A 24,266-nucleotide genomic window follows, 5' to 3' on the forward strand; every position below is an offset into this window, starting at 1 on the left:
CGAGCCATAACGTAGAACATAAATCCCACTGAAAAATGACCGAAAATACAAACTTATCACGAGCAATTTCAGCGGTCTAACTTTAACACTACGATAAGTAAACCAGCCGAAGCAAGTGAATATCGCAAAACCGCCAATAAGGGTTAAAAGCGGCGAGCGTGTGGCAGCTTAAATCCGGCCTTTACTGATGAATCAAACTATTAATGCAATCTATAGTTTGTTTCGGCCATCCAAGACGCGAATTTTTTCGATAAAGAGGGTGCCTTTCGCATCGCCCACTAGCGAAAACTTTGCCACCTCGCAAAGTGAAGCGCCAGAATCCGATCCAGCCTCACGCCAGGACGTGCGAGGCGTGACTGCTATGGAATGCGTCGACATTGATCGACACGCTCAAGCTGTCGGTATCGATATGGGACGCGCCATCGGAAATTTTGTACTGGAAGAACTCACTCACCTTGCCGGTGAGGCCTGCGAGTTTGGTAGCATCGACCGTATAACTATAATCGCCGTCGCTTTCGACGTGGATGACGCCGTATTTCCCGATCAGCGTCAGGCCATGCTTGTCCACCGCGCTGTCACCGAAGCGACGAAGCAATATTGTGCCGTTACTCGCATTGTCGTTATCAAGCAGATTTCCGTGATAGGCACTGCCGATATCTTCCGCGATCTTCAAGCTATCGTGGACCGCAACAATTTTCGGAACGACCGCAGCAGGCACGGTCGCTGTCGGTGTTGCCACGCTGGGTGCCGGAGGACTTACCTGAGGCGACGCCGGTACGTCCACATGCTCGGAAATGGGTGCGACAGGGATCTGCTCATTACTCGATGACGTGTCGCCGCTCGTGCTGCCCGCTGCGCTGTCAAGCTCAGCTTGCGCTTGTTCGAGCGTCTTGTTGTCACCGATGGAGAACGTGTTCTGAGCAGCTATTGTGGCGGGCATCGTCAGCGTCGTCACCGAGCTGTCGATGATATTGTCGTAGAAAGAGCCTGATGCAGACCTGTCGACCTTCAGTGCCGACGCGGTCAGGTCGTCGAAGACGTTGTCGTGGACAATGATGTTCTCGCGGAGGTAGGCGGGATTGCCGACAGCGCTGACAAGGACGCCGTAGACGCCGTCGTGCAGGTAATTTCCACTAATGTCGTAGTTCTTCGCATCGCCCGAGTCGCCAAGGCCGATGCCGTACGACCAGCTGTAGCCGCCATATCCTGAGATGTCATTGTCATGGATGGCGATGTTCGTGCCCGCCTGAGCGCTCAGCCCAAAACCGCCGCCGATAAGTGTATTGCCCTCAACCACGGCATCTTGAGCCCGGATCAGCACCAAGACGCCCTTGGCGCTATTGGTGTCCGTCTGATCGAGATGATTGCCCTTGATCAGGATATTGCTGCTGTTGTTGAGCTGAATGGCGTCCGCCACGCTCCCCTGACTGTTGGTAACCGTATTGTTAATGAGGGTGACGCCCTTGACCTTATCCATCCAAATGCCATCGGCGTGCACACCGGTCAGGGTGCTATTCTCGATCGTGATGTTTTGGCTACTTTGGAAGCTGAGCGAGCCGGCCTTTCCGGCCAGACCGGTATTCGAGACCTCGACGTTGCGGACGATCCAGTTCGATACACTCCCGGCATAGATCGCGTTGGCGCCAGTATCGGCGATCTTGATGTTCTCGACAATGATGTTCGAAGCCTTGGAACCGTGTATCCCGTTATTACTGCTGTGAATGACCGGCGCATCACCAATGCCATAGCTGCCGATTGTGATCGGAGCGCTGACAGTGCCGGAATATTTCAGGTCGAACTGTTCGTTAAATACGCTTCCGGCAGCAAGCAGCACGCTGTCGCCAGGATTTAATTTTAAGGCTTCAACAGCGGACAACGTCGCAAAGGCTGAACTCTCACCGGTTCCGCTGTTATAGTCGGATCCCGTCACTGAATTCACGTAATACACGGTCATGCTGTGATCTCCCGAGGTTATGGAAGACCTTTTAACTGCGGACATCTCTCCGGCCGCTAAAATGAAACACTAAAATGCGCGATATCTCGGAATATTCTTAGCATCTGACCATGATTATTTTAGTGTACTCAAGATATTGTATCGCGATAAGGTTGCAGAGCCCGCCAACACCCATTCCCCCTCGATTCGGCACACTACCGCACTGTGATCCGGAGCAAGATGAAGCCGGCATCTACCCGCTCCAGCGCAGCACAACGTTCGCCACTAAACCTATATGCTGTTATGGAGGAGCTTATTTTCGGCGACATACTACCAGCCGAGGGGTGAGCCCCCCCGGCAACGCAGATCCGCTTAATAATCCATGTTGATTATACAATAGCACTGATGTGTAAGACGCCGCCTGACAACATTACTACATTTGATATAATAAGAATCTTCCTAGATCGAAGAAACATCCGGCGACCTTACAACGACGACACAGACGATCACTAATTATTAAATCTAAAATAGTTAGAACTTTCATCGACTTATGCGCATCACACGCGTATCATTGTTGATCAATACACTCTCAGGTTCTTATCTGTTGTTAACTACACGCTTGACTCCATGTATTAATATACCCTTAATCATACGGCTCGGCCGAAGTCAAAAGTGACCGGCGAAGATCAATTTGAAGGAGAGACACAGATGGCTATTCACGCAACCGATGATATTGCAACATTTCTGGAAACCGACGTCATTTCCGGGAACCTGCTCAGCAACGACACATCCGATGGTAACCTTTTCCTACGCGCCTTCGACCAACAGAGCGTTGGTGCTAAGCAGGGCAACAATCAGATTACCGCAATCGCAGGCGACTACGGCACGTTCTACGTCAAGCCGGATGGAAGCTATACTTACGTATTGAGTGACGCGGCAAAGGTCGGCTTCACCGCCGGCGAGACGCTCCACGAACGGGTTTCCTACAAGATCTCTGATGGCGCCGGCCATACCGATTTCGGCCTATTCACGCTGAATATCCAGGGTGTCACTCAGGTAAAGCCGATTGCTGCTGACGACCATCTTAGCTTCAACGAGGGCGACGCCATCGGCGGCAATCTGCTGACCAATGACATTCCTGGCGACAATGGCCATCTTTTCCTGCGTCAATTTGCCAACACCAGCGTGAACGGCGACCCGACCGCAATAACGAACATTGCCGGCACCTATGGAACCTTCCATGTCAAGGCGGACGGCTCGTTTACCTATGATCTAGCCTCAGATATCGCTCCGGGCGACCATATCACCGAAACCATCCAGTACTACAAGATCTCCGATGGTCAGGGCCATACGGATGTCGGCGTTCTAACGCTCAACATCATCGGCACGGACGTCATCTCCGGCGCCACCGTCTGATCATCGATAAACCGTCTATGATGCAACGCCCGCTGCTTACGCGGCGGACGTTGTCGGCTGTCAACCAGTAGCGTCACGAAGTTTGCTGATGGCATCACTGGGTAATAGGCGTCTTATCGGACGCGCAAAGGACACTGTTACGTTCGCAATTCTCGTGTGGCGCTTTCCGAAAAGCGGATCCCGACTTTCGGGCTGATACGCTAGAGCCTGCTGCTTTCATACGGAAGCATATCCTGAGTTTGTGAGGTAGTTTGCGCATTCTGCTGGCGAGAAGCAGTCGAGCATTTCACCAGCCTTGCGCCATGTCGCTTCGATTGTGCGAGGCTGTTCTCTCCTAATTAGGTGCTTGAGCTTGGCAAAGACTTGCTCGATGGGATTGAGGTCCGGGCTGTAAGGCGGCAGGAAGAAGAGGTGCGCGCCTGCGGCCCGGATGGCACGACGGACAGCTTGGCCCTTATGGCTGCCGAGATTGTCGAGGATGACGATGTCGCCCTTGGCGAGCGTGGGCACGAGGATCCTCTGGATATAGAGGGTAAAGAGTTCGCCGTTGATCGGCCCATCGATGACCCAAGGGGCGTCGATGCGGTCGCAGCGCAAGGCGGCAATGAATGTCAGGGTTTTCCAGTGCCCATGCGGAACCGCGGCACATAGGCGTTGACCACGCGGTGCCCACCCCCTGAGGGGCGCCATGTTGGTCTTGATCCAGGTCTCATCGAGAAAGACCAGCCGCTGCGCTTCGATCCGCCGTTGATGGGTCTTCCAACGCAACCGTTTCCTGGCGATATCCATCCGCGTCTGCTCGGCCGGCAGAACCGTTTTTTTTGAAACTCAGGCCCTCGGCCCGGACGAACACCCAAACGGCGCGTCGCTCGGTCTTGATGCCGCGTTCGGCCAGTTCCGCCACAAGGCCTCGCGTCGTGAACGGGCCGGATCGACAGCGCTGGCGCAGCCAGTCGGCCCGTTCGCCGGACAAAGTCCGCTGCTTGCGACCGCCGACGCGGCCGGGCGTCAGAGCGCCGGTCTCCGCAAGGCGCTTCTTCCACTTCGAAACACAGGAGGGAGCAATCGCAAGTGCTGCTGCGATCGATCGTATCGTTTCTCCGGTGTTCAGGCGCGCCATCGCCCGTTCGCGAAGATCCTCAGAATATGGGTGCGTCATCCTTGCCGGCCGTCCTTTTCCGGTAGGACAGAGAATCATATTTCAGATGATTTGCGAATCTGCGATTCTGAAAAATCGAAGCGTGCTCTAGCTCTTTATTTCTCGCTTGTTGTTGCGACGTGCTTTTTCCGCTCTGGCAATGTTTCATCTCAGATGCGGGTTTAGACAGCTTAAGCTTGCTATGCTCTTCAGGAATGGCTGAGAACGATTATCTGCCGCAGCGCTGTCGAAACCGCGCTGTCGCCCCCTCTCCTACGCTCGCCCAAGTTCGATCGAAGATCGGGCGGAGCTGCGGGTTGACCTTCTTTATCGCGGCATTGACCATGCAGCGATCGCCAAGTTTCAGCATTGTGGTGAGATCGCTATCAACCGCAATCTTTGCAGCGGCAAGGGTAACGCTGGTAAAATCGTTCCAGAAATAAAACCGCGATAAAATCATTCCTTGATCGTGGGGCGCGAGCGCGACGGAACGCTTCATCATTTCCGCAATCGAGACCGGCTCTTCTGCGATTTTCGACTGCACGGCCGCAAGTCGAAGCCAAAAGTTGCTATTCGTCGGCATGCACGAGAGGGCATGCCGCAAATATTGACGCGCATTTGACGCCGCAGCGGCCCAAGCGTCGTAGTTGACATTGACGTTCTGTCGATCGAGCTGCGTCAGAATGAGCGTGACGCCGGCGGCGACGATGTCAGATCGGCAATAGTGGCCCTCGACCACCTCGACAGTACGCTCCGCATATCTGGCCGTGACATCGTTCGCGACAGTTTCGCCGCGTTCTATCCTCTCGGCGACGAGCGAAATGCTGGCCGTCCTTATCGAAGCATAGAGTTCTCGGCCTGCCAGCACCGTAAAGACCACGGTCACGATGAGGAAAACGATTCTCGTGTGCGAAACATACCGAATGCCGAGCATCAGCTTTCGGTATAGTATCGCGAATAGCGCTTATAATAATACTCGCTGGAACCGAACGTCCGGTAGAGCTTCATCTGCGCCGGATCGACCTTGGTCAATATGGCGCCGACGCACTTCGTATAGAGATCCGGCTCGGACAACAGTGTCGACTGGACCACCTTCCGCGAAGTCTTGCCCCACTCGATCACGAACACTACCGCGTCGAGCTTCGGGTTGATGGCGCGTGCATCCACCACCGGAGCCAGAGGAGGCAAGTCGACGATAATGTAATCGAAACTTTGACGCGCAAGCTCGAGAAGCTGATCCATACCGCGCGACGCAAGCAGCTCCGACGAATGCGGAACGCGATACCGCGCCACGGTCGGCAGGAATGCGAGCTTTGTTTTGGGGTCAAGGAGAATGAGATCCTTCAGCGGGCGATTGTCGACGATTGCTTCAAGCAAGCCGGCTTCCGCGTGGCGGCCGATAGCCCGCGTCGCTCCCGGATTGCGCATATCGCCGTCGATAAGCAGGCACCGTGCCCCTTGCATGGCCAAAAGCTTGGCAAAATTGATGGCTGTCGTCGACTTGCCTTCGCCGGGCAAGCTCGACACTACACCGATGACTTTGCAACGCTGATCAGACGCACTGATATCGATCGCGATTTTCGCGCTTCGAAGCGTCTCGGCGAATGCCGACAGCGGATGCTCCTCGACATAAGTCGTGGTCTTGCCGCCCCTGGCGATGCTTCGCGGGTTCCCGGGATCGACGAGCGTAGGATCCTCGACGTTGTTCTCAATTAGCGGCATCACGCCAAGAGATTCGACGTCGAGCATATCCTTGACATCATCACCGGTGCGGAAGAAGCGATCGCGGAATTCACGGAAAGCTCCAATGCCGCTACCGAACGCGCATCCCAGGAACATGGCGAAAGCGATGACGAGGCTTCTTTTCGGCGCGCTCGGCTTCGTCGGCGTCTCCGCAGTCGTGATGATACGTGCGGCGGTAATTGGGAAGCTCTGCTGCTGGATCGCTTCTTGATAACGCGCCAAGAAGCTCTGATAGAGGTTCTTATAAGTATCCCGCGTCCGCTCGAGCTCGCGGAGCTGCACCTGCGTCTCGCCCGCCGTTGCGGCCACACCCGTTGCCTTATCAACGCTGTCGCGCAGCGATTTTTCGCGGGATTGCGCAACCGTGAGCTCGCTCTGATAGCTCTCGGCAATGCGATTCAACTCATCGAACATGAGCCGTTCGTATTCGGCCATCTCAGCACGGAGCCGGACTGCCTGAACGTGGTCGGGACCAAGCCGCGCCTCGATTTCGGCCTCGAGCTTCGAAGCTTCCAGATATTTCTTGCGAAGGTCGTTTGAAATCGAGCTGTCAAGCACATCGGTCACGATCGCATCGGTCTGCTTGGCTTCGATGATCGACTTAATGCGGGTATATTTCGCCTCGGCCTGCGCCGTTTCGGCCTGAGCCTTGATCAACTGGCTGTTCAGCTCGGAAAGCTGCTGCTCGCTGAGCAAGGTGCCCGATCCTGCCTCGACCAGTCCATGTTCGCTGCGGAATTTCTGCACTGCGAGGTCTGTGTCCAGCGCCTGCTGCCGGAGTTCTTCGATCCGCTCCTGCAGCCACTCGCCGGCCCGGCGTGTCGCCTCATATTTAGAATTGAGCTTATCGACCAGGTAAACATCGGCGATGGCGGCGGCGATTTCTCGCGCCAGATCCGGCGACTGCGAGGTATAGCTGAGGTCGAGGACGTAGGATTTGCCGACACGCTCGACGTCGATATTTCCGGCGACCGTTTCCGCAGCCCATCGCCGCTTCATTTCCGCATCGGGAGCAACGGCCCCGTCGTCGGCAAACCAGGAGCGAAAATTGAGCAGAGATTTCAGCGTTGCGACAGAAAAAAGTGAGTTCTTTTGTGCCGTGAACACCGGATCATCGACAAGTTTCAGCTTGTCGACAACCGCATAGGCGATCGTATCGGACTTCAACAGCTCGACTTGGCTGAGAACCGTGCCCTCGTCATCGTCCAGCTGGCCGAAAGCCGCCAATTGGTTAATCATCTGATTGTCACTGCGGTCGATCAGCACTTTGGTCTCGGCTGTGTAGACCGGCACCGCAGTCAGGACATAGACGACACCAAGAATGGCAAAGGCGAAAGCGCACACCGCGACGATCCGCCACTGCCGGCGAACGATTGCGATTAGCTTGTCGAAATCGATGAAATCAGCTTCGTTTCCCGTATCGCGGGAAGCGTCGATACGCGGCGTAAGTTTATCTGGTGACAGCAATTTCGATCTCCAACAAAGGCGTCAAGCGCTAAGATCTACAGGCAATTCCAGCTATTGTGTGACGGGGATGCTCTGACTGGTCGACTCCGTCGTATCAGAGGACGACTGCCCCGCTCCTACCGCGCTGACGACTATCGTCGTCGAGGTCGTCGAGCTCGTGGACGAGTTGTCGTCATCGTTCGTATCCGAAACTCTAAGCGTGCCGGCAGTCGTGGTGCTGCCGTCAAACGGCGTACCGTCATCCGACCCCGGACCTGTCTGCCCGATTGAACCAGTGTTGCCGATACCCGATGCTGCGGCTGGCGCACCTGTGCTCGGACCGAGCGCCGCAGTCCCGCCTTCAGCCAGAACCTTTGCAAAGGCTGTCAGCAGCGGCGCAAGACTGGGATCGGCGCTGGCCGCCTCGGCAACAGCTTTTTCGATCGCCAGTTTGAACTGCGGATCCGAGACTTGGCAACTGTTTGCGGCTCGCCCGAGACCGGATCCGATCGCCGCCATCTGCGCAGCATTGGCCTTCTTGGCCTGCTCGAGTACCGGCAATAGGGCGTCGTTACTGCTCCCGACCAGCGCTCGAACACGCGATGACAGAACCAGGGGATCGGACATGTCGAGTAGCACAGCAGGATTGGCTGTAAATCCGCCGACGTCTGCAGGTGTGAGATTTGCAGGACCCAGGCAAGCAGCCGCAAAGGCGCTCGAAGTCATGCCAACAAAAATTGCCGCTGCAATTCCGCTATATACAAATTTACGATGAACACTAAACCTTGCCATAAAAGTGGCTTCCTTCATCAAATCCGCTATCGCAAACAGACCACCAGCACCGATCGTTTACGATCGGTGCCGGCTACTCCCCACTTAGTTTCCGAGGTCTTGGACCGCATTACGGGTATCGCGTGCGTCGTCCGTGACGCCGGCAACAGTGGACGATACCGAGTTTACGATGTCAAGGAACTTGACCAGTTCGATAGAGTCCGAATTGGAAATATAGATAATATCCTTGTCTTCCATCTTGAATTGCTGAGCGGCAAACAGGGTTGCCGGATCACGAAGATTGGCGCGGATAATCACCGGAACCGTCTCGCCCGCAAACCGCGTCGTATCTACATGCATCGCTGCCAGCGTCTTCTTCGGGACAAGGCGATAGAGCAGGACCTGGGCTGGATCCGCACGGTCGTCACGCAGACCGCCCGCCTTGGCGATGGCTTCCCCGAGGGTCAGGTCCGACTCCTCGAAATCGAACCGGCCGCTCACGCCGGCGGCGCCGAGCGCCAGGAACGTGCGACGCTCGTGATCAACGGAGATCGTGTCATCCGGCGCCACATAGATATTCTCCGCCGGGTTTTTCAGCAGCGTATTGTAGGCGACGGTCGCCGTTCTGCCGCGGCGCTGAAGCGTCACGTTCGTTTCGATATTATTGGTCGTCAAACCACCCGCGGCGGAAATGACGTCGAGAATGCGCTCACCGGCCGGACTGATCTGAACGCGCTGAGGATTGTTGACGTCACCCAGCACGGCTACCTGACTGGAGCGGTTAGTCGTCGTTGTGATAACAACCTGCGGCTCGATCGCGCGGCTGGCAAGACGATCTTCGACATCCTGCTCGACGGTCTCCTTTAGGCGACCGGCAGCCGGAACGCGACCCGCATAGGGGATCGTGATCGTTCCGTTTCTATCGATGGTCTGCGCCGGCAGAGAGATATAATTGCCGGGCCGGCTACCGGCGTCGGAGGGAATAAAGAGACCACCGGATTGAGCTTCGAAAATCGCAACCTCTACGACATCGCCATAACCGAGTGGAATTTCGGGCGCGCCACCGCGTCCACCGCCAAAACCCTTGAAGGAGCTCGGCTGCGGAGTAGTGAAATAGGCCAGGACGTTTTTGCTGAGATCAACCAGGGCGTAGTCGATACCGACTCGACGCTCCTTCGTGGTTACCTTTACCGCGGCGTTTCGATCAACATCCTTGTGATCGGGGCCGGACCTTGGCAAGGACGTGCAGCTTGCCAATATACTCGTTAGCGCTACAACAATGGCGACGCGTGTACTACCGACAGGAAAACAACCCATAGAATAACCCGTGTTGACGCCCTTGAAGCTACTGCTCCGCAATCGGACAAATTACAAGACAATCCCTGATCAATAATTACCGAACGCCGTTTATCATTCTCTAACTGTGGCAGCCCGGCAACGCCGAGCCCTTCAGCAAACATACGGCCTCAGCCCGGCTCTCTGACGCCGGCAATAATCTAAAGGCTGCGTCCGCTATAAAATTTCTTGCGTTTAAGAGTCAACCCGCAGCCTTGAATCGATCGGTATTTTCGAAAAACCTTCATAAATCCATTCATTTAAGCAGTTGTATGCGGACCGGTCACACATATTGCCGATCCGTTTCGCCGTGACTACGGCCGAGGCTGATCGCAACGACGGCGCTCAGGAATGCGGAGAAAAACACCGCGAAACCAGGGATTTGCAGGGAAAAGTCGACCGCCGCATGGAGGGCGACCAGAACCGTCGCCGCTATTCCGAGCAGAACATAATGTCGCAGGCGCTGCCTCTCGGAGAGCCCGCGCCAGAAAACCCTTGCGAGCACTGCGAAAGTAAGAAACGTCGCAACTGGAAACGCTACCCCCAACCCCAGAAATCCTTCGAGGTAGAAATTATGTGCGCGGTCAAAGATCCCGAAGATGCCGCAGGCCGGATCGCGGTAGGCAGAAAACACGGTGCGGAAGGTGCCAAGGCCCGTTCCCGTTAACCAATGATCCGAAATGGCACGCCATATGCCCGGTAGAATACAGAAACGATCATCATCCTCGAGCCGCCGCTCCTGCGCGCGCAAAATCGCCTGCCCTGCAAACATGCTCAGCAAAAGGACGATGAAAATGACCGCCGAGAGAAGTTTCAATACCGAATGCCATTTCGGTGCCGATATTAAATATCGCCTTGAGCTGTTCCAATTGAGGACCAACCAGGGAAAATAGATAAGCGCGGCAACAAAGGTCGCGAATATTCCCGCGCGTGAGCGGCTCAGCATCAGCGCGGTAAAACATGCGCATAAGAGCAAAATATAGATCCACGTTCTCAAGAGCAGAAGGTTTCGGCCTGGTTCGCCGGGCGGATGGCTTGAATAGGAGCGGGCAATGTCCCTGACCAGCGTCAGCATGAGCAATGTCCCCAGCCCGAGGAAGGTCGCAGCGGTATTGCGGTTGACGAAGATGGCCGTCAGGCTGTCGAGGTAGGCGTGCTTTTCTATGACGATCAGGACGTTGGGAAACATCGAAAATTGCACCAGGCCGAAAACGGCGATGCCCCCCGCCGCGAGCCCCAGGCTGGCCAGCACTTTCCGCGCTCGTTGATCGGTATCGCACAAGATAAGTCCGGTCAGAAAGGTCACGAAAGGCAGGGCCACCCAGAGTATCGAGGCAAGCGTGTCCGCCGGTTCGACGGAGATCGCCGCATATTGGACGCCCGCCAGATCGCGTGCAGCGCCCCAGGCGGGGTTTGCCAGCAAATTGGCCGGCAGTTCGATCGTTTGGATAAATGTCCAGCTCGTCAGCACGACGAGCAAAAGCAAGGCGATCTTGAACACCCACCTGCTTTGTCTTGGCTCCGCAAACAGCAATACCGAAACGATGGCGAGAGCAAACATTCCGATTGCGGCGAAGGCGAAGGGCAAAGGTGTGACACTTCCAAAAGGAATGAGCGTCAATATCACCAGGCCGATGAAGGCAACGAGAATCGCCTCCCGCAAGACCTGCCTGTTGATGAGGTTGGATAACATTTGACTTCACTCACCAGCAGCCAACATGAGGCAATCACAACCATTACGGTTAATATACTCGTACTAACATAAGTTGCAGATCAAGCGCTTGCGTGTTAAAGTGCAACAGAATTCCACATCGTTAAAATTGTCGCGAATGGCTTAAGCCAATCGAGACAGGATCCCGCTTATGCTCCTTCAAGCAGCAGAAACGGGATAGACGTTCTGTGCCCAATACTTGGCAGATCACCAAATCGCCATGCCATTGACTGAGCCAAAAGGCAAGCCTGATCTCAAGCGCTTGCCCTGACGGGGATCAAGAGATGAAGAAAACCTTCGTTACACTTCTGGCACTGGCTTTTACAGCGGGGAATGCCTGCTCTGCATTCGCGGCCGGCCCCGCAGGTTTCGCCCGCGGCCTGACCAGCGGTTCGGAGATCAGCTATATCTCCGAAAAGGGAAAGATCGTTCCGCCCTTCGCCCAGGTGCTGTTCTGCGCCCAGAACCCTGCCGAATGCCGCGACAATAACGGACTGTCGGTCATCGCACTGACGGACAAGGAAATGTTGCAGCTGAAGAACGTGAACAACACCGTCAATCGTACCATGATCGGCCGCAACGATTCCCGCAACGAACTGAACGGAGATGTCTGGAAGGTGAATGTGCGCAGCGGCGACTGCGAAGATTTTGCATTGACCAAGCGCAGCCGCCTGATCGCGATGGGCTGGTCATCGCGCGCCTTGCGGATCGCAACGGCCTATACACCTTCCGGCGAAGGGCACGCCGTCCTCGTGGTCAGAACCGACAAGGGCGACCTGGTGCTCGACAACAGGCAAAGCAGCATCAAGAACTGGCACGACACAGATCTGCGCTGGGACAAGATCCAATCGGGAACAGACCCCTACGTCTGGTACCGGCTGTAGCTGCCGAGACAGCCGATAGAGCAATTCGTCTCATTCCCGGGTTGAAGTCGAGCCGGCGCTCACGAACGGCTCGACTTGTCATATCGCCCACATAAACCTATGTTTTTGCTGTCGAGCGGGTGCCCGGCAGCAAACAGCGGCACCCTCAATACGACTTCCGATGTGGGTATTAAGCGATCTTCGATATTGTCTTTTGGCCCAGATTCAGTATGACGAACGTCATGCTGCGACGCAGCATGACGTTCTACTCTAATGATTTGAGGGAAATATGCGCATCACGATGATTGGATCAGGCTATGTCGGCCTTGTTTCAGGCGTTTGCTTTGCGGATTTCGGCCACGACGTCATCTGCGTCGACAAGGATCTGAGTAAGATCGAGGCCCTTCGCGAGGGCCGTATTCCGATCTACGAGCCGGGTCTCGATCAATTGGTTGCTGAAAACACCAGCACCGGCCGCTTGTCGTTTTCGACGGATGTCGGCGAAAGCGTTCGTGGCGCCGACGTCGTGTTCATCGCGGTCGGCACGCCGTCCCGTCGCGGCGACGGCCATGCCGATCTCTCCTACGTCTATGCCGCTGCGCGCGAGATCGCCACCTATGTGGAGGGCTTCACCGTCATCGTCACCAAGTCGACGGTGCCGGTCGGCACCGGCGATGAGGTTGAGCGCATCGTGCGGGAAACCAATCCTTCGGCTGACGTCGCCGTCGTCTCCAATCCCGAATTCCTGCGCGAAGGCGCGGCGATCGAGGATTTCAAGCGTCCGGATCGGATCGTCGTTGGGCTGAATGACGACCGGGCACGCGAGACCATGACTGAAGTCTATCGTCCGCTCTACCTCAACCAGGCTCCGCTGGTCTTCACGAGCCGCCGCACCTCCGAGCTCATCAAATATGCGGCCAACGCCTTCCTGGCCATGAAGATCACCTTCATCAACGAGATCGCCGATCTCTGCGAAAGGGTCGACGCAAACGTCCAGGACGTTTCACGCGGCATCGGCCTCGATGGCCGTATCGGCTCCAAGTTCCTGCATGCCGGTCCGGGTTACGGCGGTTCATGCTTCCCCAAGGATACGCTTGCCCTTGCCAAGACGGCGCAGGATTATGACGCACCGGTCCGTCTGATCGAAACGACGATCTCGATCAACGACAACCGCAAGCGGGCGATGGGCCGCAAGGTCATTTCGGCCGTCGGCGGGGACATTCGCGGCAAGAAAGTCGCCATCCTCGGACTGACCTTCAAGCCGAACACCGACGACATGCGCGACAGCCCGGCCATCGCCATCATCCAGACGCTGCAGGACGCCGGCGCCCAGGTCATCGGCTATGATCCCGAGGGTATGGACAATGCACGCAAGGTCATCGAGAACATCGAATATGCGAACGGCCCTTACGAAGCCGCTGCCGACGCCGATGCCCTCGTCATCGTCACCGAATGGAACCAGTTCCGCGCACTCGATTTCAATCGCCTGAAGCAGTCGATGCGCGCTCCGGTCCTGGTCGATCTGCGCAACATCTACCGCAGTGACGAGATCCGCAAACACGGCTTTACCTATACCGGTATTGGCACCAACCTTTACCAGGACGCCTGACAGCGCCTGCCAACTATGTGAACCTTCTGGCGCCGCGGGCACAATCCCGCGGCGTTTGTTTTTGAAGCGTGCGCCACGCTCTCTTCGACCAGCACATCGGCACGAAGATCAGAAACGACTTTTGGAAAGTACGAGGCGTAAATTCAGAGTGCAGAGAGGGCGCCCTTCGTCCGAAAAGATGCACGGCGCGCTATAGCAGCCCTACCCGCGTCCCCTTGATCGTCAGTACGGTCAGCCGGCCCGTCGCCGAAACGGCGGTGTCGATGCCGATGCGTTGCGGACCGAATGTCGGGGCTCGCCCCGGAGTATGTCCGTGGATCACGAGGACAGGAAGCTGCGGTCCCTCGTCCAGGAAGGGCTGCCGGATCCACATGAGGTCGCTGTCTTTTTGTTTCTCAAGATCGATGCCGGGTCTGACGCCTGCATGCACAAACACTACCCTGCCCATTCGCACCATGATCGGCAGCGATTCGAGGAACTGGATATGCCGCTCGGGTATCATAGTGCGAATGACGCGGGCGATCGTTTCGTTTCCGGCCGCCGACTGCAGGAGATGCTCGATATCGATGCCGTATGAGCGCAGCGTCTCCGTCCCGGCGAAACCCAGCCATTCGAGAATACCCGCCGGTTTGCGATAGAGCTTCACCAACTCAGCATCGTGATTGCCGCAAAGGACCAAGCGCTGAAATCCTGGCGGCGGGTTCTTGCTCAGGAACTCCAGAACCGCGCTTGAATCCGGTCCACGGTCGACATAATCGCCGAGCATGACGATGAGTTTCGGCCCCTGAATGCGTGCTGCGTCCTCCTCGATACGGCGATGTACGTCGAGGAGTTCGTTGTAACATCCGTGAACATCGCTCATGGCGTAGACCGCAGCGAAGTCGCCTTCGGCAAAGGTCAGCCGAGCGCGCTGCTTACGATTGCCGGCCAGCATCGGTATCTGTTGTCGCCACCGTCCTAGATAATTAGACATGTAACCCATTTATGAGACCCGACCGCGTGGCGGGTTGATCGATTTCCCATCTATCGCTGCAATGGCACGAATCGCAGTGTTCATAAGAAGTTGGCCTGATCGCGGCGTCGACAATGTAGCCGCAACCTCTTGCCATATTCAGAACGACATGATCCTTCGCGGTTTGCTGAACCGCGCGCGCCAGGCTCGCCTGCGCGGTCGCGATAGAACGCTGCCCTCCCAACACATCAAGCAACGGGGACGGTCCATCCTTGTAGCTCGCGATGGAAAGCGCAAGGGTCTCCTGCGTATCTTCCCCTGTGCCAAGCGCCGCAGCTCACCGGCGATAGCAAAACGGCTGCCGCGGAAATCGGCGTTCTGTACTTATCCATAGTTGGGAAGACATCGCGATTAATAACAGGTTGTATTTTATTACATGATGCTTAACCGCAGGTTAAACGTATGTCTACTGGTTCGATTCTTTCACGTTCAGCTGTGTCATCCAATATTTCCACGCCTGGAAGAACTCGAAACGATGGACTTTCCACAGGTGAGGACTTCGAAAAAGCTGCACATATCAACTATAGCGAGAGGCTACCGGAAAAAATGAACGTTAAAGCAGATCACGCTTGACGACCCTTCGACGCCGCATAAATATGGTGCGCTGCGAGCGTGAATGACAATTCTTGATCAGGAATCTCAGATCCAAAACTGCGGGGTGTAAAGTGGAAACTGCGGTTGATTCGAAACTTATCGAGGCGATCAGCTACGACGAAGACAGCCGGCATCTACGGGTCTATCTGACCAACGGTCAGAGACGAGAATATGAAGGAGTCCCCAAAGGCGTCGTCGTCGGCTTGACGATGGCAGAATCACCGGGGAATTTTTACATGAAGGCGATAAGAGGCAAATATCCTCATCGCCCATAAGCATGTCGCGCAGAACTGCGCTGCGGTTTTGCGGCAACGACATGCGCAATCGGGGACCTAAAGCGCAAGGAGCGAATCTGAAAGATCGCGACGCGCTTTGGATAACTTGTCGATCAACGACGCCATGATCGTCGTTGCAGCAATGATGCGGGGCCGGCATTCGCCGGCCCCGCTTTCTGTCTTGTCCACTAATGCTGGCACAGGTCAATAGCCGCCGAGGAAGTCGCCAACCGCATTGATCTCCGATGCTGCGATCTCGTGCCCACCGGCATGCCAGACCGTCCTGACCTCCGCGCCCCGGCCCTCCAGGTGCGCAGACAGCGCCTGGGTCACCGCAATCGGAGCGATCGGATCCCGCTGCCCGGCTGTCACCAGCACCTTTCTTCCCGCGAGCGTCGAGCGAGCCTCGGGCTGAAACGGAATGAGCGGATGCATCAGAACCGCCGCGTCGAAGATGCCCTTTTCGATCAGCACATTGGCAAGAATATTTGCGCCGTTCGAAAAACCCAGGCCGAGAATGTGAGAAGCCCGGTATTCGTCGGCAAATGCCTTGACGTAGGCCGCCATCTTCTCCGTCGCGCGTGAGAGGTCGGACATGTCGTAGACCCCTTCCCCGGTGCGGCGGAAAAACCGCGCCGCGCCATATTCGGAAACATCGCCGCGCGGCGAAAGAACCGTTGCTTCGGGCAGCAGCCGTCGGCCGAAATCGAAGAACTGGTTTTCATCGCCGCCGGTGCCGTGCAGCACGAGCAGAATAGGTTTGTCAGGTGCACCGGCATGCAGCCGGTGCACATAGCCTGTTTCGGTCATCTTGCTCTCCTCAGGCTTCGAGCGGCTGCAGATGCTGCTCGAGCAAGGCGCGAAGATGAGCGTGCTGCTGCGGCAGCTTCAGCGCTTCGCCGAGATGGGCCGTGTCCTCGTCACGGTCGAAGCCGGGCTCATTGGTCGCGACCTCGAACAAAACGCCCCCCGGCGTGCGGAAGTAGATCGCCCAGAAATAATCCCGGTCGATGACAGGCGTGACCTGATAGCCGGTATCCATCAGCGCCTTGCGCACTTCGAGCTGCTTTTCACGATTCTCGACGGCAAAGGCGACATGGTGGACGGAGCCGGCGCCGGGAAGCGCGCGGGCAATGTTCGGCATCGTCTCAAGGTCGATGAGGTGCGCGCCGTTGCCGTCAGGCTTGATCAGCCGCTTGATGCCATCCCGCTCCTCAGCCACTTGATAACCCATGAATTTCAAGAGTTCGGCCGTCGCGCCCTCGTCTCTCAGCCGCAAGGCAACGGAGTGGAAGCCGCGAATGGCGTGATCCTCGCTGATGCCGCCATGCGTCCACGGCTGGCGGTCATCGTCCTTGACCTCGACGAGCGCGAAGCCGTCGCCATCCGGGCCGGAGAAGTTGAGGCGCTTTTCGCCGAAGCTTTCCTCAGCCTTGAGGCCGCCGAGACCAAGCGTAGCGAAGCGGTCACTCCAGAAGCCGAGTGAGCCTTGCGGGACGGAAAATACCGTCGTGCCGACCTCACCGGTGCCGGGGCGGCCCTGCGCCATCTTCGGGAACGGGAAATAGGTCATGATCGTGCCGGGCGCACCGGTCTCATCACCATAGTAGAGGTGGTAGACATCAGGCGCATCGAAATTGACCGTCTTCTTGACGCGACGCAGGCCGAGCGCATGGGTGAAAAACTGGTTGTTGGTGCGGGCGTCCTCCGCCATCGACGTGACGTGGTGCAGACCCTTGATCTGATCGAGCATGTGAGACCCCTTTCTTGCCCGCCTTTCGCGGGCTTTTCATGGATCATAAATGCGCCTCACCCGGCCTCCGGAATAGACCCTGAGACCAAAACGCATTGTCTACTATTAGTGAACAAAGACCGGGCCGCGTTCACTTCAGGCACCGTAAGGATCTGCCGGCAATTGCCAGTCGATCGGCGCCCGCCCGCGGGACTGGAGGAAGGCATTCGCCCTGGAAAAATGTTTGCAGCCAAAGAAGCCGTTGTGAGCCGAAAGCGGCGAGGGATGCGGCGCCTTGAGCACCAGATGCCGCGCCGTGTCGACAAAGGCGGCCTTGCGCTGGGCATAGGAGCCCCAGAGCATGAAGACGACGGATTCGCATTCGTCATTGACTTTGCCGATAACGGCATCGGTGAAGCGCTCCCACCCTTTGCCTTGGTGGGCGGCCGCTTGCCCTTCCTCGACCGTCAGCACGCTGTTCAGCAAAAGCACGCCCTGCCTTGCCCAATGTTCGAGAAAGCCATGACGCGCCGGCGATATCCCGAGATCGGTCTCCATCTCCTTGTAGATGTTGACGAGCGAGGGCGGTATGCGCACGCCCGGCCGGACGCTGAAGCACAGGCCATGGGCCTGCCCCAGCCCGTGATAGGGATCCTGTCCAAGGATGACGGCCTTGACATTGGCAATCGGCGTCAGATCAAGAGCGCGGAAATATTCGCTGCCCTTCGGGAAGATCCGCTTGCCCACTCGTTTCTGCGCGACGAGGAAGGATTTGAGTTGTTGCATATAGGGGCTTGAAAACTCCCCCGCCAGCGCGGCCTTCCAGCTCTCATCGAGACTGACGGATGTATCGCTCATCAGGAACCCTTCAGCATAGGACGAAACAATGGACACACGGTTCTAACAAAATCGATCTACGCTGCAATGCCTGTCGGCAATGGGTCTACGTCTTTAGGATCGGCGAGAGAAGACTGCGAGAGGCTGTCCGAGGCATCGTCGTTCGTGTTTAACTATATGACGGCTTCGGTATTTACGCCGGCAGGCGGCCTGAGTAGAACCTTGACTGTAAACTGGAGACACCTCTTCAAATGAAATTCGGCACGAGCGGCCTTCGCGGACTTTCAGTGGATCTCAAGGGTCGGGCCTCGGCTCTCTACGCGATGGCGTTCGGCAAATATCTGCTGAAAAGCGGCAAGGCACAGACCGGCGACGTCATTTTGATCGGCCGCGACTTTCGCGATTCCAGCCCCGAAATCTCGGGCAATTGCGCTGGCGCGCTTGCCGCGCTTGGCTTCCGCATTTTCGACTGCGGCAATGTCCCGACGCCAGCCCTTGCTCTTTATGGTCTTGAAAGCAAGGCCGCATGCCTGATGATAACCGGCTCTCATATTCCGGCGGACCGCAACGGCATCAAGTTCTACCGTCCGGACGGCGAGATTGACAAATCGGACGAGGCTGCGATTACCGCCTTGGCGGCCGAAATCGAGAAAAGCGGCGAAGCCGTGATCCAGGCGCCAGCGGCGATGGAAGATCGTGAGGCGATCTGTCGACAGCTCTTTTTCGAACGCAATACGGCCCTGCTTCCGGAAGGCGCGCTGTCCGGCCTGAAGATCGGCGTCTACCAGCACAGCACCGTCGCCCGTGATCTCCTGGTCGACGTTCTTGCCCATTATGGCGCTGAGGTCACCGTTCTCGGGCGTTCGGATAGCTTCATTCCGGTCGATACAGAAGCCGTTTCCGAGGAGACCATCACGCTGATGAAGCGCTGGGTCTCCGATCACAGCTTCGATACAATCGTCTCGACCGACGGCGACGGCGACCGCCCGCTAGTCGCCGACGAAACCGGCACGCCACTGCGCGGCGACCTCCTCGGCCTTATAGCAGCCAATTTCTTGGGAGCTCGCATCGTGGTGACGCCCGTCACCTCCAATTCCGGCATCGAGGTCGCGGGATCCTTCGCCGTCAAGCGCACCCGTGTCGGCTCTCCCTTCGTCATAACAGGCATGGAAGAGGCCGTGGCGGCCGGCGACGATCGGGTCATGGGCTTTGAGGCCAATGGCGGTTTGCTGACCGCCAGCCCTTTCGATGTCAACGGGCAGAACGTCCGCGCCCTGCCAACGCGCGATTGTTTTATTCCCATGCTCGCAGTCCTGTCGCTTGCGGCCGCTCGCAGGCAGCCGCTCTCTGCCATTGCGACCTCCTATAAGCTGCCCTTCGCCGCTGCCGATCGTCTGGAGAATTTCCCGGTCGAGACGAGCGCCGCGCTGATGCAACACTTGCGCGCCTCGGATGAAAATCTCCGTTCTTTCCTGCAGCCGATCGGCGCTGTCGCGACCAAATCCGATATTGACGGGCTTCGGATGACACTGACGGACGGCCGGATCATCCATTTCCGCCCATCCGGCAATGCGCCGGAAATGCGCTGCTACGTGGAAGCCGGCAGCGAGCCTGCAGCTCTCGACCTGCTGCACGCCGGTCTCAACAGAATAAGAGGCTGGGCAGCCGCCCGCTGACATGCAACCAGTAAGGTCGTCTATTTCAAGGAACCCGCCTATGACGCAGAAAATCGTTCCCGTGATCATGGCCGGCGGCAAAGGCACGCGGCTCTGGCCGCTTTCCCGTGCGACCGCGCCGAAACAATTCATCCAGTTCGTGGGTAATAAGACGCTGTTTCAGGAAACGCTCGAACGCGTTTCCGATCCCGAGCTCTATGAAGCTCCGATCGTCGTCACCAATGAGGAGTTCCGCTTTCTGGTCGCCGAGCAGGCGCGCGAGCTTGCCATCCCGCTCGCCGCCGTGCTGCTCGAACCGGTCGCCCGCAACACCGCCGCCGCGGTCGCTGCCGCCGCAACGCTTGCCGCGGACCTCTTTGGCAAGGGCACTATCATCCAGATGCTCGCCTCAGATCATGAAATCCTCGCGGACAAGAGCTATTTCGACTGTATCCGCATCGCTCGCGAGGCGGCGGCCGACGGCAGGCTCGTCACCTTCGGCATCAACCCGACCGAGCCGGCGACGGGCTATGGCTATATCGAGATCGGCGATGCGCTTGATAATGGCGCTCACAAGGTGAGCCGCTTCGTCGAGAAGCCGGCATTGGATGAAGCCCAGCGGATGCTCGCCGACGGCGGCTTCTACTGGAACTCGGGCATCTTCATGTTCCCCGTGACGGAACTTCTTGCCGAGCTGCAGGAATATGCGCCCGAGGTGCTGAAGGCTTCAAGCAAGGCTGTTTCCAAGGCAAGCCGCGATCTCGACTTCACCCGCCTCGATGCCGACCATTTCGCCAAGAGCCCGGATATATCGATCGATTATGCGGTCATGGAAAAGACGTCGAAGGCCGCGGTCGTCCCCTCGCCATTCCGGTGGTCGGACATGGGAAGCTGGGATGCCGTTTGGAAATCGGGCAAACGCGACGATAACGGCAATGTCGCCGCCGCCAACACGACCGTCGTCAATACCCGCAACTCGCTGGTCATGACCCATGGCGTGCACCTTGCCGTCCAAGGCATGGAGGATGTCGCCGTCATCGCCAGCGAAGACGCCGTCTATGTCGGACCACTCAAGGACAGCCAGAACGTCGGGCAATTGGTCAAGATGCTGGCCTCCTCCTCGGCGACGGCGAAATTTGCCGAAACGCATCCCACATCCTACCGACCGTGGGGCGGCTATACCTCTATCTTCAACGGCGACCGCTTTCAGGTGAAGCGCATCTTCGTCACGCCGGGCAAGAAGCTTTCGCTGCAAAAACACCACCATCGCTCCGAGCACTGGGTCGTCGTCAAGGGAACGGCCGAGGTGACGATCGGCGACAATGTGCAGATGCTGCGTGAGAACGAAAGCGTCTATATCCCGCTCGGGGAAGTCCATCGTCTCGCCAATCCCGGCAAGATCGTTCTCGAGCTCATCGAAGTTCAGACGGGCTCTTATCTCGGCGAGGACGATATCATCCGCATCGTCGACGAATTCGGAAGAACGTAAGCCAAGCGCTGGAACGGCCGGCGGGTCCTATCAGCCCGCCGGCGCTTGCGGCATGACCACCATCCCTGTTGAATTCCCTGCCGGAATTCTCGTAGAATGAATGAGCCGACAGACCTGACAGGAGATGTCCTCTGATGCGTACCCTGCCCGCCCTCGCCGGATTTCTTTCAATCCTGCTGCCGGCAATGACCTTTGCCCAAACGGCGAACATGCGCGCCGCAAGCGAGGCGGAAATCCGACAGCATCTGCCCGGCACGTCGGAGCTGAAAGAAAGCAGCAACGGCTATGAATATCGCGAGGGCAGCAAGAATGGCTACAAGATCAACAATGGCGAGGTCTGTGTCCGGTTTCCCGATAAGTCGACCGACTGCGTCAACGTGAAGACTGACGGCAAGAATTTTCAGATGATCGACCGCAAGGGCGGCCGAACCAGATTCTAATTTCAGCCCGGCTTATCTTGCCCTGTTATCGTGCCGGCGCCGTCTCGCGGCTCTTGTCGACAACGAATTCGGCGATCAGCCCTGAATGGTTGGAGCCGAGATTGTCGTCGAGGCGCTTCAACGACGTCAGATGAAGCGGCGCGCGCGCGAATACGTGATCGATGGCAATACCGAACCGACCGGCGGCGATCGGCCATGTCGCCGGTTCGGGCGCCATAGTCTTCAGCTTCTGCTTGCGCAGGAGAGCCTGTATGCTGGGAGCGATCGACGACGAATTGAAATCGCCGGACAGCACCAGCGGACCTGAGATCGCATCAAGCGCGTTGCTGAGATCATCCAGCTCTTCTATCTGGTAGTCGTCGAAATAGGGTTTGGTGAGATGGGCCGAGACGAGATTGATGGTATGCCCGCCAAAATCGACGCTCGCTGCGACCAGCCTGTCTTTCCGCAAGCTGCCGATGCTCGCGACCTGGCGGGTCACGAACGGGCGTTTCGATAGCACCAGCGTATCGCAGCTGTCTTTGCCGTTGTCGCAACCGATATGATACGGATAGACCTTGAACAATCGCTGCAGATGGAACGTCAGCGGCTTGGCTTCGAGCAGATTGACGACATCGGCATTCGAAGCGATCACCATATCCGCGATGGCGGTCGAATTTTTCCAGTTATCGATCGCAACGTTGAACGACATCAGACGGAAAAGCGGCGCCGTTCCCGTTCCCCTGTCGTCCCCGGCGAATTCACGGAGCATGATAACGCCGTGCGCCGTGAGGAGCAGCGAGACAAGCAGAAGGGCAAAGCCGTAAGCATGTCTTCTGACAACCAGGATGACGAGGCTGGCGGCGGCGAATGTGAGGCCGAGATGGATCTGAAAACTGTAGATGAAGGAGAGCAGCCAGAAATTCGTGAGATAGCGCAGCGACACGACCGCAATGGCGAGGGTCAGAAACGCAGAGAGAATCCAATAAACTATGTTTCTCATCAATCCCTGGTCCCGCCTGAACAGGATGTCGCCCGAAACCGCTCAACCATTTCGGCATCATGCTCAAGACGACCGCCGCCCATAACATGCAAGCCATTATGGTGCAATGCAGCATAACGTCCGGAAACGACGACAGCAGCGCCGCCTCAGGTGCTATCTTTCAATGGCCTATCGACTCGGCCTCTTTTTATCCTGTAAGTGGGTGCCATTTTACGGAATCGGCTTTTGCCGTCGGCAGGGAGCCGAGAAAAGGTGGGAATGCGCTACTTCATTACAGGTACTGCCGGCTTTATCGGTTTTCATCTGGCTAGGCGCCTGTTGCAGGAAGGGCATGAGGTGACAGGCTTCGACGGCCTCACTCCTTATTACAACGTCAAGCTCAAAGAGATGCGCCACGCCGCACTCTCTCAGTTTCCTGCCTTCCGGCCTGTCATATCAATGCTTGAGGACCGGCCGGCGCTGGAAGCGGCAGTCTCCGCGGCCGCGCCTGACATCCTGATCCATCTCGCCGCGCAAGCCGGAGTTCGCTACAGCCTGGAAAATCCCGAAGCCTATATACATTCGAATGTCGAAGGCTCCTGGAACATCATGGAAATCGCCCGGCGGGTTGAAGTCCGCCATCTGATGCTGGCCTCGACATCATCGATCTATGGCGCCAACGCGACTGTCCCCTTCCGCGAAACCGACCGTGCCGACGAACCGCTGACCATCTATGCCGCGACGAAGAAATCGATGGAGCTGATGGCACACAGCTATGCCCATCTCCACAAGATTCCGACGACGGCCTTCCGTTTCTTCACCGTCTATGGCCCATGGGGCCGGCCCGATATGGCGCTGTTCAAATTCGCCAAGAACATGCTCGAAGGCCAGCCGATCGAGATCTACGGCGAAGGCAATATGAGCCGTGACTTCACTTATATAGACGATCTCATCGAAGCGATCGTCCGGCTCTCGGCCATTGCTCCGCGCGAAGAGAATCGTTTGGCCGACGCGAGCATCGAAACGCTCTCGCGACAGGCGCCTTTCCGCGTCGTAAATATCGGCGGCGGCCAGCCGGTCAGTCTGATGGATTTTGTCGAAACGGTGGAAAAAGCGCTCGGCCGTCCTGCCATCCGCAAGATGCTGGCCATGCAGAAGGGCGACGTGCCGCGCACCTTCGCTGCCCCTGATCTGCTCGTCGCGCTGACGGGCTACAAGCCGGGCACAACGCTCGATGTCGGCGTCAAAGCCTTCGTCGAATGGTATCTCGACGTTCGTCGCGAACTAGACGCTTAATCCGAACATC

General features: G+C 57.2%; 20 protein-coding genes and 1 pseudogene. 8 read left to right on the forward strand and 13 right to left on the reverse strand.

The genetic code is table 11. The features are described from left to right. Positions 1-331: 331 nt before the first annotated feature. Positions 332-1,954: a right-handed parallel beta-helix repeat-containing protein gene (locus NMA58_RS15435; RefSeq protein ID WP_434711032.1), complete on the reverse strand. Its 1,623-nt coding sequence runs from the start codon at positions 1,952-1,954 to the stop codon at positions 332-334. A gap of 687 nt (positions 1,955-2,641) precedes the next feature. On the opposite strand from NMA58_RS15435, the gene NMA58_RS15440 reads away from it, so the two are divergent. Continuing rightward, entirely contained in the window at positions 2,642-3,349 is a 708-nt protein-coding gene (locus tag NMA58_RS15440) for an Ig-like domain-containing protein (RefSeq protein ID WP_434711034.1), read from the forward strand. A 216-nt stretch (positions 3,350-3,565) separates the two neighbouring features. Here the strand turns inward: NMA58_RS15440 and NMA58_RS15445 are convergent. The 6 genes from NMA58_RS15445 to NMA58_RS15470 form a co-directional block, all read right to left on the reverse strand. Next, positions 3,566-4,508, reverse strand: a protein-coding gene (locus tag NMA58_RS15445) for an IS630 family transposase (RefSeq protein ID WP_434710958.1) whose coding sequence is annotated in 2 segments (ribosomal slippage) — positions 3,566-4,171 and positions 4,173-4,508 — 942 coding nt in all. Because the reading frame shifts where the segments join, the coding sequence is not laid out codon by codon here. 208 nt (positions 4,509-4,716) lie between these two features. Then, complete coding sequence (locus NMA58_RS15450; protein ID WP_434711036.1) at positions 4,717-5,421, reverse strand: hypothetical protein; 705 nt, start codon at positions 5,419-5,421, stop codon at positions 4,717-4,719. After that, a complete protein-coding gene (locus NMA58_RS15455) occupies positions 5,421-7,697 on the reverse strand; it encodes a polysaccharide biosynthesis tyrosine autokinase (RefSeq protein ID WP_434711038.1) in 2,277 nt (758 codons plus the stop codon). The genes NMA58_RS15450 and NMA58_RS15455 overlap by 1 nt, the downstream gene beginning before the upstream one ends. Positions 7,698-7,748: 51 nt before the next feature. Next, positions 7,749-8,468, reverse strand: a complete 720-nt coding sequence (locus NMA58_RS15460; RefSeq protein WP_434713440.1) for a sugar transporter — start codon at positions 8,466-8,468, stop codon at positions 7,749-7,751. Between the two features lie 84 nt (positions 8,469-8,552). Beyond that, the gene (locus NMA58_RS15465) at positions 8,553-9,764 is read right to left on the reverse strand and encodes a polysaccharide biosynthesis/export family protein (protein ID WP_085779125.1); all 1,212 of its coding nucleotides are present in this window, start codon (positions 9,762-9,764) and stop codon (positions 8,553-8,555) included. Positions 9,765-10,065: 301 nt separating this feature from the next. Then, entirely contained in the window at positions 10,066-11,475 is a 1,410-nt protein-coding gene (locus NMA58_RS15470) for an O-antigen ligase family protein (protein WP_434711040.1), read from the reverse strand. Between the two features lie 302 nt (positions 11,476-11,777). Here NMA58_RS15470 and NMA58_RS15475 point away from each other — a divergent pair, with 302 nt between their 5' ends. Both NMA58_RS15475 and NMA58_RS15480 read left to right on the forward strand, forming a co-directional pair. After that, complete coding sequence (locus NMA58_RS15475) at positions 11,778-12,377, forward strand: transglutaminase-like cysteine peptidase (protein ID WP_430958519.1); 600 nt, start codon at positions 11,778-11,780, stop codon at positions 12,375-12,377. A 268-nt stretch (positions 12,378-12,645) separates the two neighbouring features. Beyond that, entirely contained in the window at positions 12,646-13,965 is a 1,320-nt protein-coding gene (locus tag NMA58_RS15480; protein WP_434711043.1) for a UDP-glucose dehydrogenase family protein, read from the forward strand. A 190-nt stretch (positions 13,966-14,155) separates the two neighbouring features. Here NMA58_RS15480 and NMA58_RS15485 read toward each other — a convergent pair whose 3' ends face one another. Next, positions 14,156-14,947, reverse strand: coding sequence for a metallophosphoesterase (locus tag NMA58_RS15485; RefSeq protein ID WP_434711045.1), 792 nt, complete (start codon positions 14,945-14,947; stop codon positions 14,156-14,158). Further along, a pseudogene (locus NMA58_RS15490) lies at positions 14,931-15,227 on the reverse strand (hypothetical protein); the annotation flags it as partial. The pseudogene NMA58_RS15490 and the gene NMA58_RS15485, both read right to left, overlap by 17 nt. 376 nt (positions 15,228-15,603) lie before the next feature. On the opposite strand from NMA58_RS15490, the gene NMA58_RS15495 reads away from it, so the two are divergent. Beyond that, entirely contained in the window at positions 15,604-15,846 is a 243-nt protein-coding gene (locus NMA58_RS15495) for a KTSC domain-containing protein (protein WP_064804427.1), read from the forward strand. A 204-nt stretch (positions 15,847-16,050) separates the two neighbouring features. Here the strand turns inward: NMA58_RS15495 and NMA58_RS15500 are convergent, their stop codons facing one another. From NMA58_RS15500 to ung, 3 genes are all read right to left on the reverse strand, one after another. Continuing rightward, on the reverse strand, positions 16,051-16,656 hold the full coding sequence (locus tag NMA58_RS15500; RefSeq protein ID WP_434711047.1) for an alpha/beta hydrolase: 606 nt from the start codon (positions 16,654-16,656) through the stop codon (positions 16,051-16,053). A gap of 10 nt (positions 16,657-16,666) precedes the next feature. Continuing rightward, complete coding sequence (locus tag NMA58_RS15505; RefSeq protein WP_434711049.1) at positions 16,667-17,599, reverse strand: VOC family protein; 933 nt, start codon at positions 17,597-17,599, stop codon at positions 16,667-16,669. Positions 17,600-17,734: 135 nt separating this feature from the next. Further along, positions 17,735-18,436: a uracil-DNA glycosylase gene (gene ung / locus NMA58_RS15510; protein ID WP_434711051.1), complete on the reverse strand. Its 702-nt coding sequence runs from the start codon at positions 18,434-18,436 to the stop codon at positions 17,735-17,737. Between the two features lie 230 nt (positions 18,437-18,666). On the opposite strand from ung, the gene NMA58_RS15515 reads away from it, so the two are divergent. The 3 genes from NMA58_RS15515 (at position 18,667) to NMA58_RS15525 (ending at position 21,999) form a co-directional block, all read left to right on the forward strand. Beyond that, the gene (locus tag NMA58_RS15515) at positions 18,667-20,091 is read left to right on the forward strand and encodes a phosphomannomutase (protein WP_434711053.1); all 1,425 of its coding nucleotides are present in this window, start codon (positions 18,667-18,669) and stop codon (positions 20,089-20,091) included. Between the two features lie 40 nt (positions 20,092-20,131). Then, positions 20,132-21,559 (forward strand): mannose-1-phosphate guanylyltransferase/mannose-6-phosphate isomerase, encoded by a 1,428-nt coding sequence (locus NMA58_RS15520; RefSeq protein WP_430958525.1) that lies wholly within the window; start codon positions 20,132-20,134, stop codon positions 21,557-21,559. A gap of 134 nt (positions 21,560-21,693) precedes the next feature. Further along, the gene (locus NMA58_RS15525; protein WP_085779135.1) at positions 21,694-21,999 is read left to right on the forward strand and encodes a hypothetical protein; all 306 of its coding nucleotides are present in this window, start codon (positions 21,694-21,696) and stop codon (positions 21,997-21,999) included. A 25-nt stretch (positions 22,000-22,024) separates the two neighbouring features. On the opposite strand, the gene NMA58_RS15530 is transcribed toward NMA58_RS15525, so the two are convergent. Further along, positions 22,025-22,981, reverse strand: a complete 957-nt coding sequence (locus NMA58_RS15530; protein ID WP_434711056.1) for an endonuclease/exonuclease/phosphatase family protein — start codon at positions 22,979-22,981, stop codon at positions 22,025-22,027. Between the two features lie 258 nt (positions 22,982-23,239). Between NMA58_RS15530 and NMA58_RS15535 the strand changes: the two genes are divergently transcribed. Then, positions 23,240-24,256, forward strand: a complete 1,017-nt coding sequence (locus NMA58_RS15535) for an NAD-dependent epimerase/dehydratase family protein (RefSeq protein ID WP_285194340.1) — start codon at positions 23,240-23,242, stop codon at positions 24,254-24,256. The last annotated feature ends 10 nt before the right edge of the window (positions 24,257-24,266 follow it).

The sequence above is a fragment of the Rhizobium sp. YTUHZ045 genome, from assembly GCF_051124255.1.
In the GTDB taxonomy this organism is placed as follows: domain Bacteria; phylum Pseudomonadota; class Alphaproteobacteria; order Rhizobiales; family Rhizobiaceae; genus Rhizobium.

Bases quoted from the DNA above. Each gene is read 5' to 3' on its own strand.
- NMA58_RS15435 (WP_434711032.1), bottom strand. From the start codon at position 1,954: ATGACCGTGTATTACGTGAATTCAGTGACGGGATCCGACTATAACAGC.
- NMA58_RS15440 (WP_434711034.1), top strand. From the start codon at position 2,642: ATGGCTATTCACGCAACCGATGATATTGCAACATTTCTGGAAACCGAC.
- NMA58_RS15450 (WP_434711036.1), bottom strand. From the start codon at position 5,421: ATGCTCGGCATTCGGTATGTTTCGCACACGAGAATCGTTTTCCTCATC.
- NMA58_RS15460 (WP_434713440.1), bottom strand. From the start codon at position 8,468: ATGGCAAGGTTTAGTGTTCATCGTAAATTTGTATATAGCGGAATTGCA.
- NMA58_RS15465 (WP_085779125.1), bottom strand. From the start codon at position 9,764: ATGGGTTGTTTTCCTGTCGGTAGTACACGCGTCGCCATTGTTGTAGCG.
- NMA58_RS15470 (WP_434711040.1), bottom strand. From the start codon at position 11,475: ATGTTATCCAACCTCATCAACAGGCAGGTCTTGCGGGAGGCGATTCTC.
- NMA58_RS15475 (WP_430958519.1), top strand. From the start codon at position 11,778: ATGAAGAAAACCTTCGTTACACTTCTGGCACTGGCTTTTACAGCGGGG.
- NMA58_RS15480 (WP_434711043.1), top strand. From the start codon at position 12,646: ATGCGCATCACGATGATTGGATCAGGCTATGTCGGCCTTGTTTCAGGC.
- NMA58_RS15485 (WP_434711045.1), bottom strand. From the start codon at position 14,947: ATGGGTTACATGTCTAATTATCTAGGACGGTGGCGACAACAGATACCG.
- NMA58_RS15500 (WP_434711047.1), bottom strand. From the start codon at position 16,656: ATGACCGAAACAGGCTATGTGCACCGGCTGCATGCCGGTGCACCTGAC.
- NMA58_RS15505 (WP_434711049.1), bottom strand. From the start codon at position 17,599: ATGCTCGATCAGATCAAGGGTCTGCACCACGTCACGTCGATGGCGGAG.
- ung (WP_434711051.1), bottom strand. From the start codon at position 18,436: ATGAGCGATACATCCGTCAGTCTCGATGAGAGCTGGAAGGCCGCGCTG.
- NMA58_RS15515 (WP_434711053.1), top strand. From the start codon at position 18,667: ATGAAATTCGGCACGAGCGGCCTTCGCGGACTTTCAGTGGATCTCAAG.
- NMA58_RS15520 (WP_430958525.1), top strand. From the start codon at position 20,132: ATGACGCAGAAAATCGTTCCCGTGATCATGGCCGGCGGCAAAGGCACG.
- NMA58_RS15525 (WP_085779135.1), top strand. From the start codon at position 21,694: ATGCGTACCCTGCCCGCCCTCGCCGGATTTCTTTCAATCCTGCTGCCG.
- NMA58_RS15530 (WP_434711056.1), bottom strand. From the start codon at position 22,981: ATGAGAAACATAGTTTATTGGATTCTCTCTGCGTTTCTGACCCTCGCC.
- NMA58_RS15535 (WP_285194340.1), top strand. From the start codon at position 23,240: ATGCGCTACTTCATTACAGGTACTGCCGGCTTTATCGGTTTTCATCTG.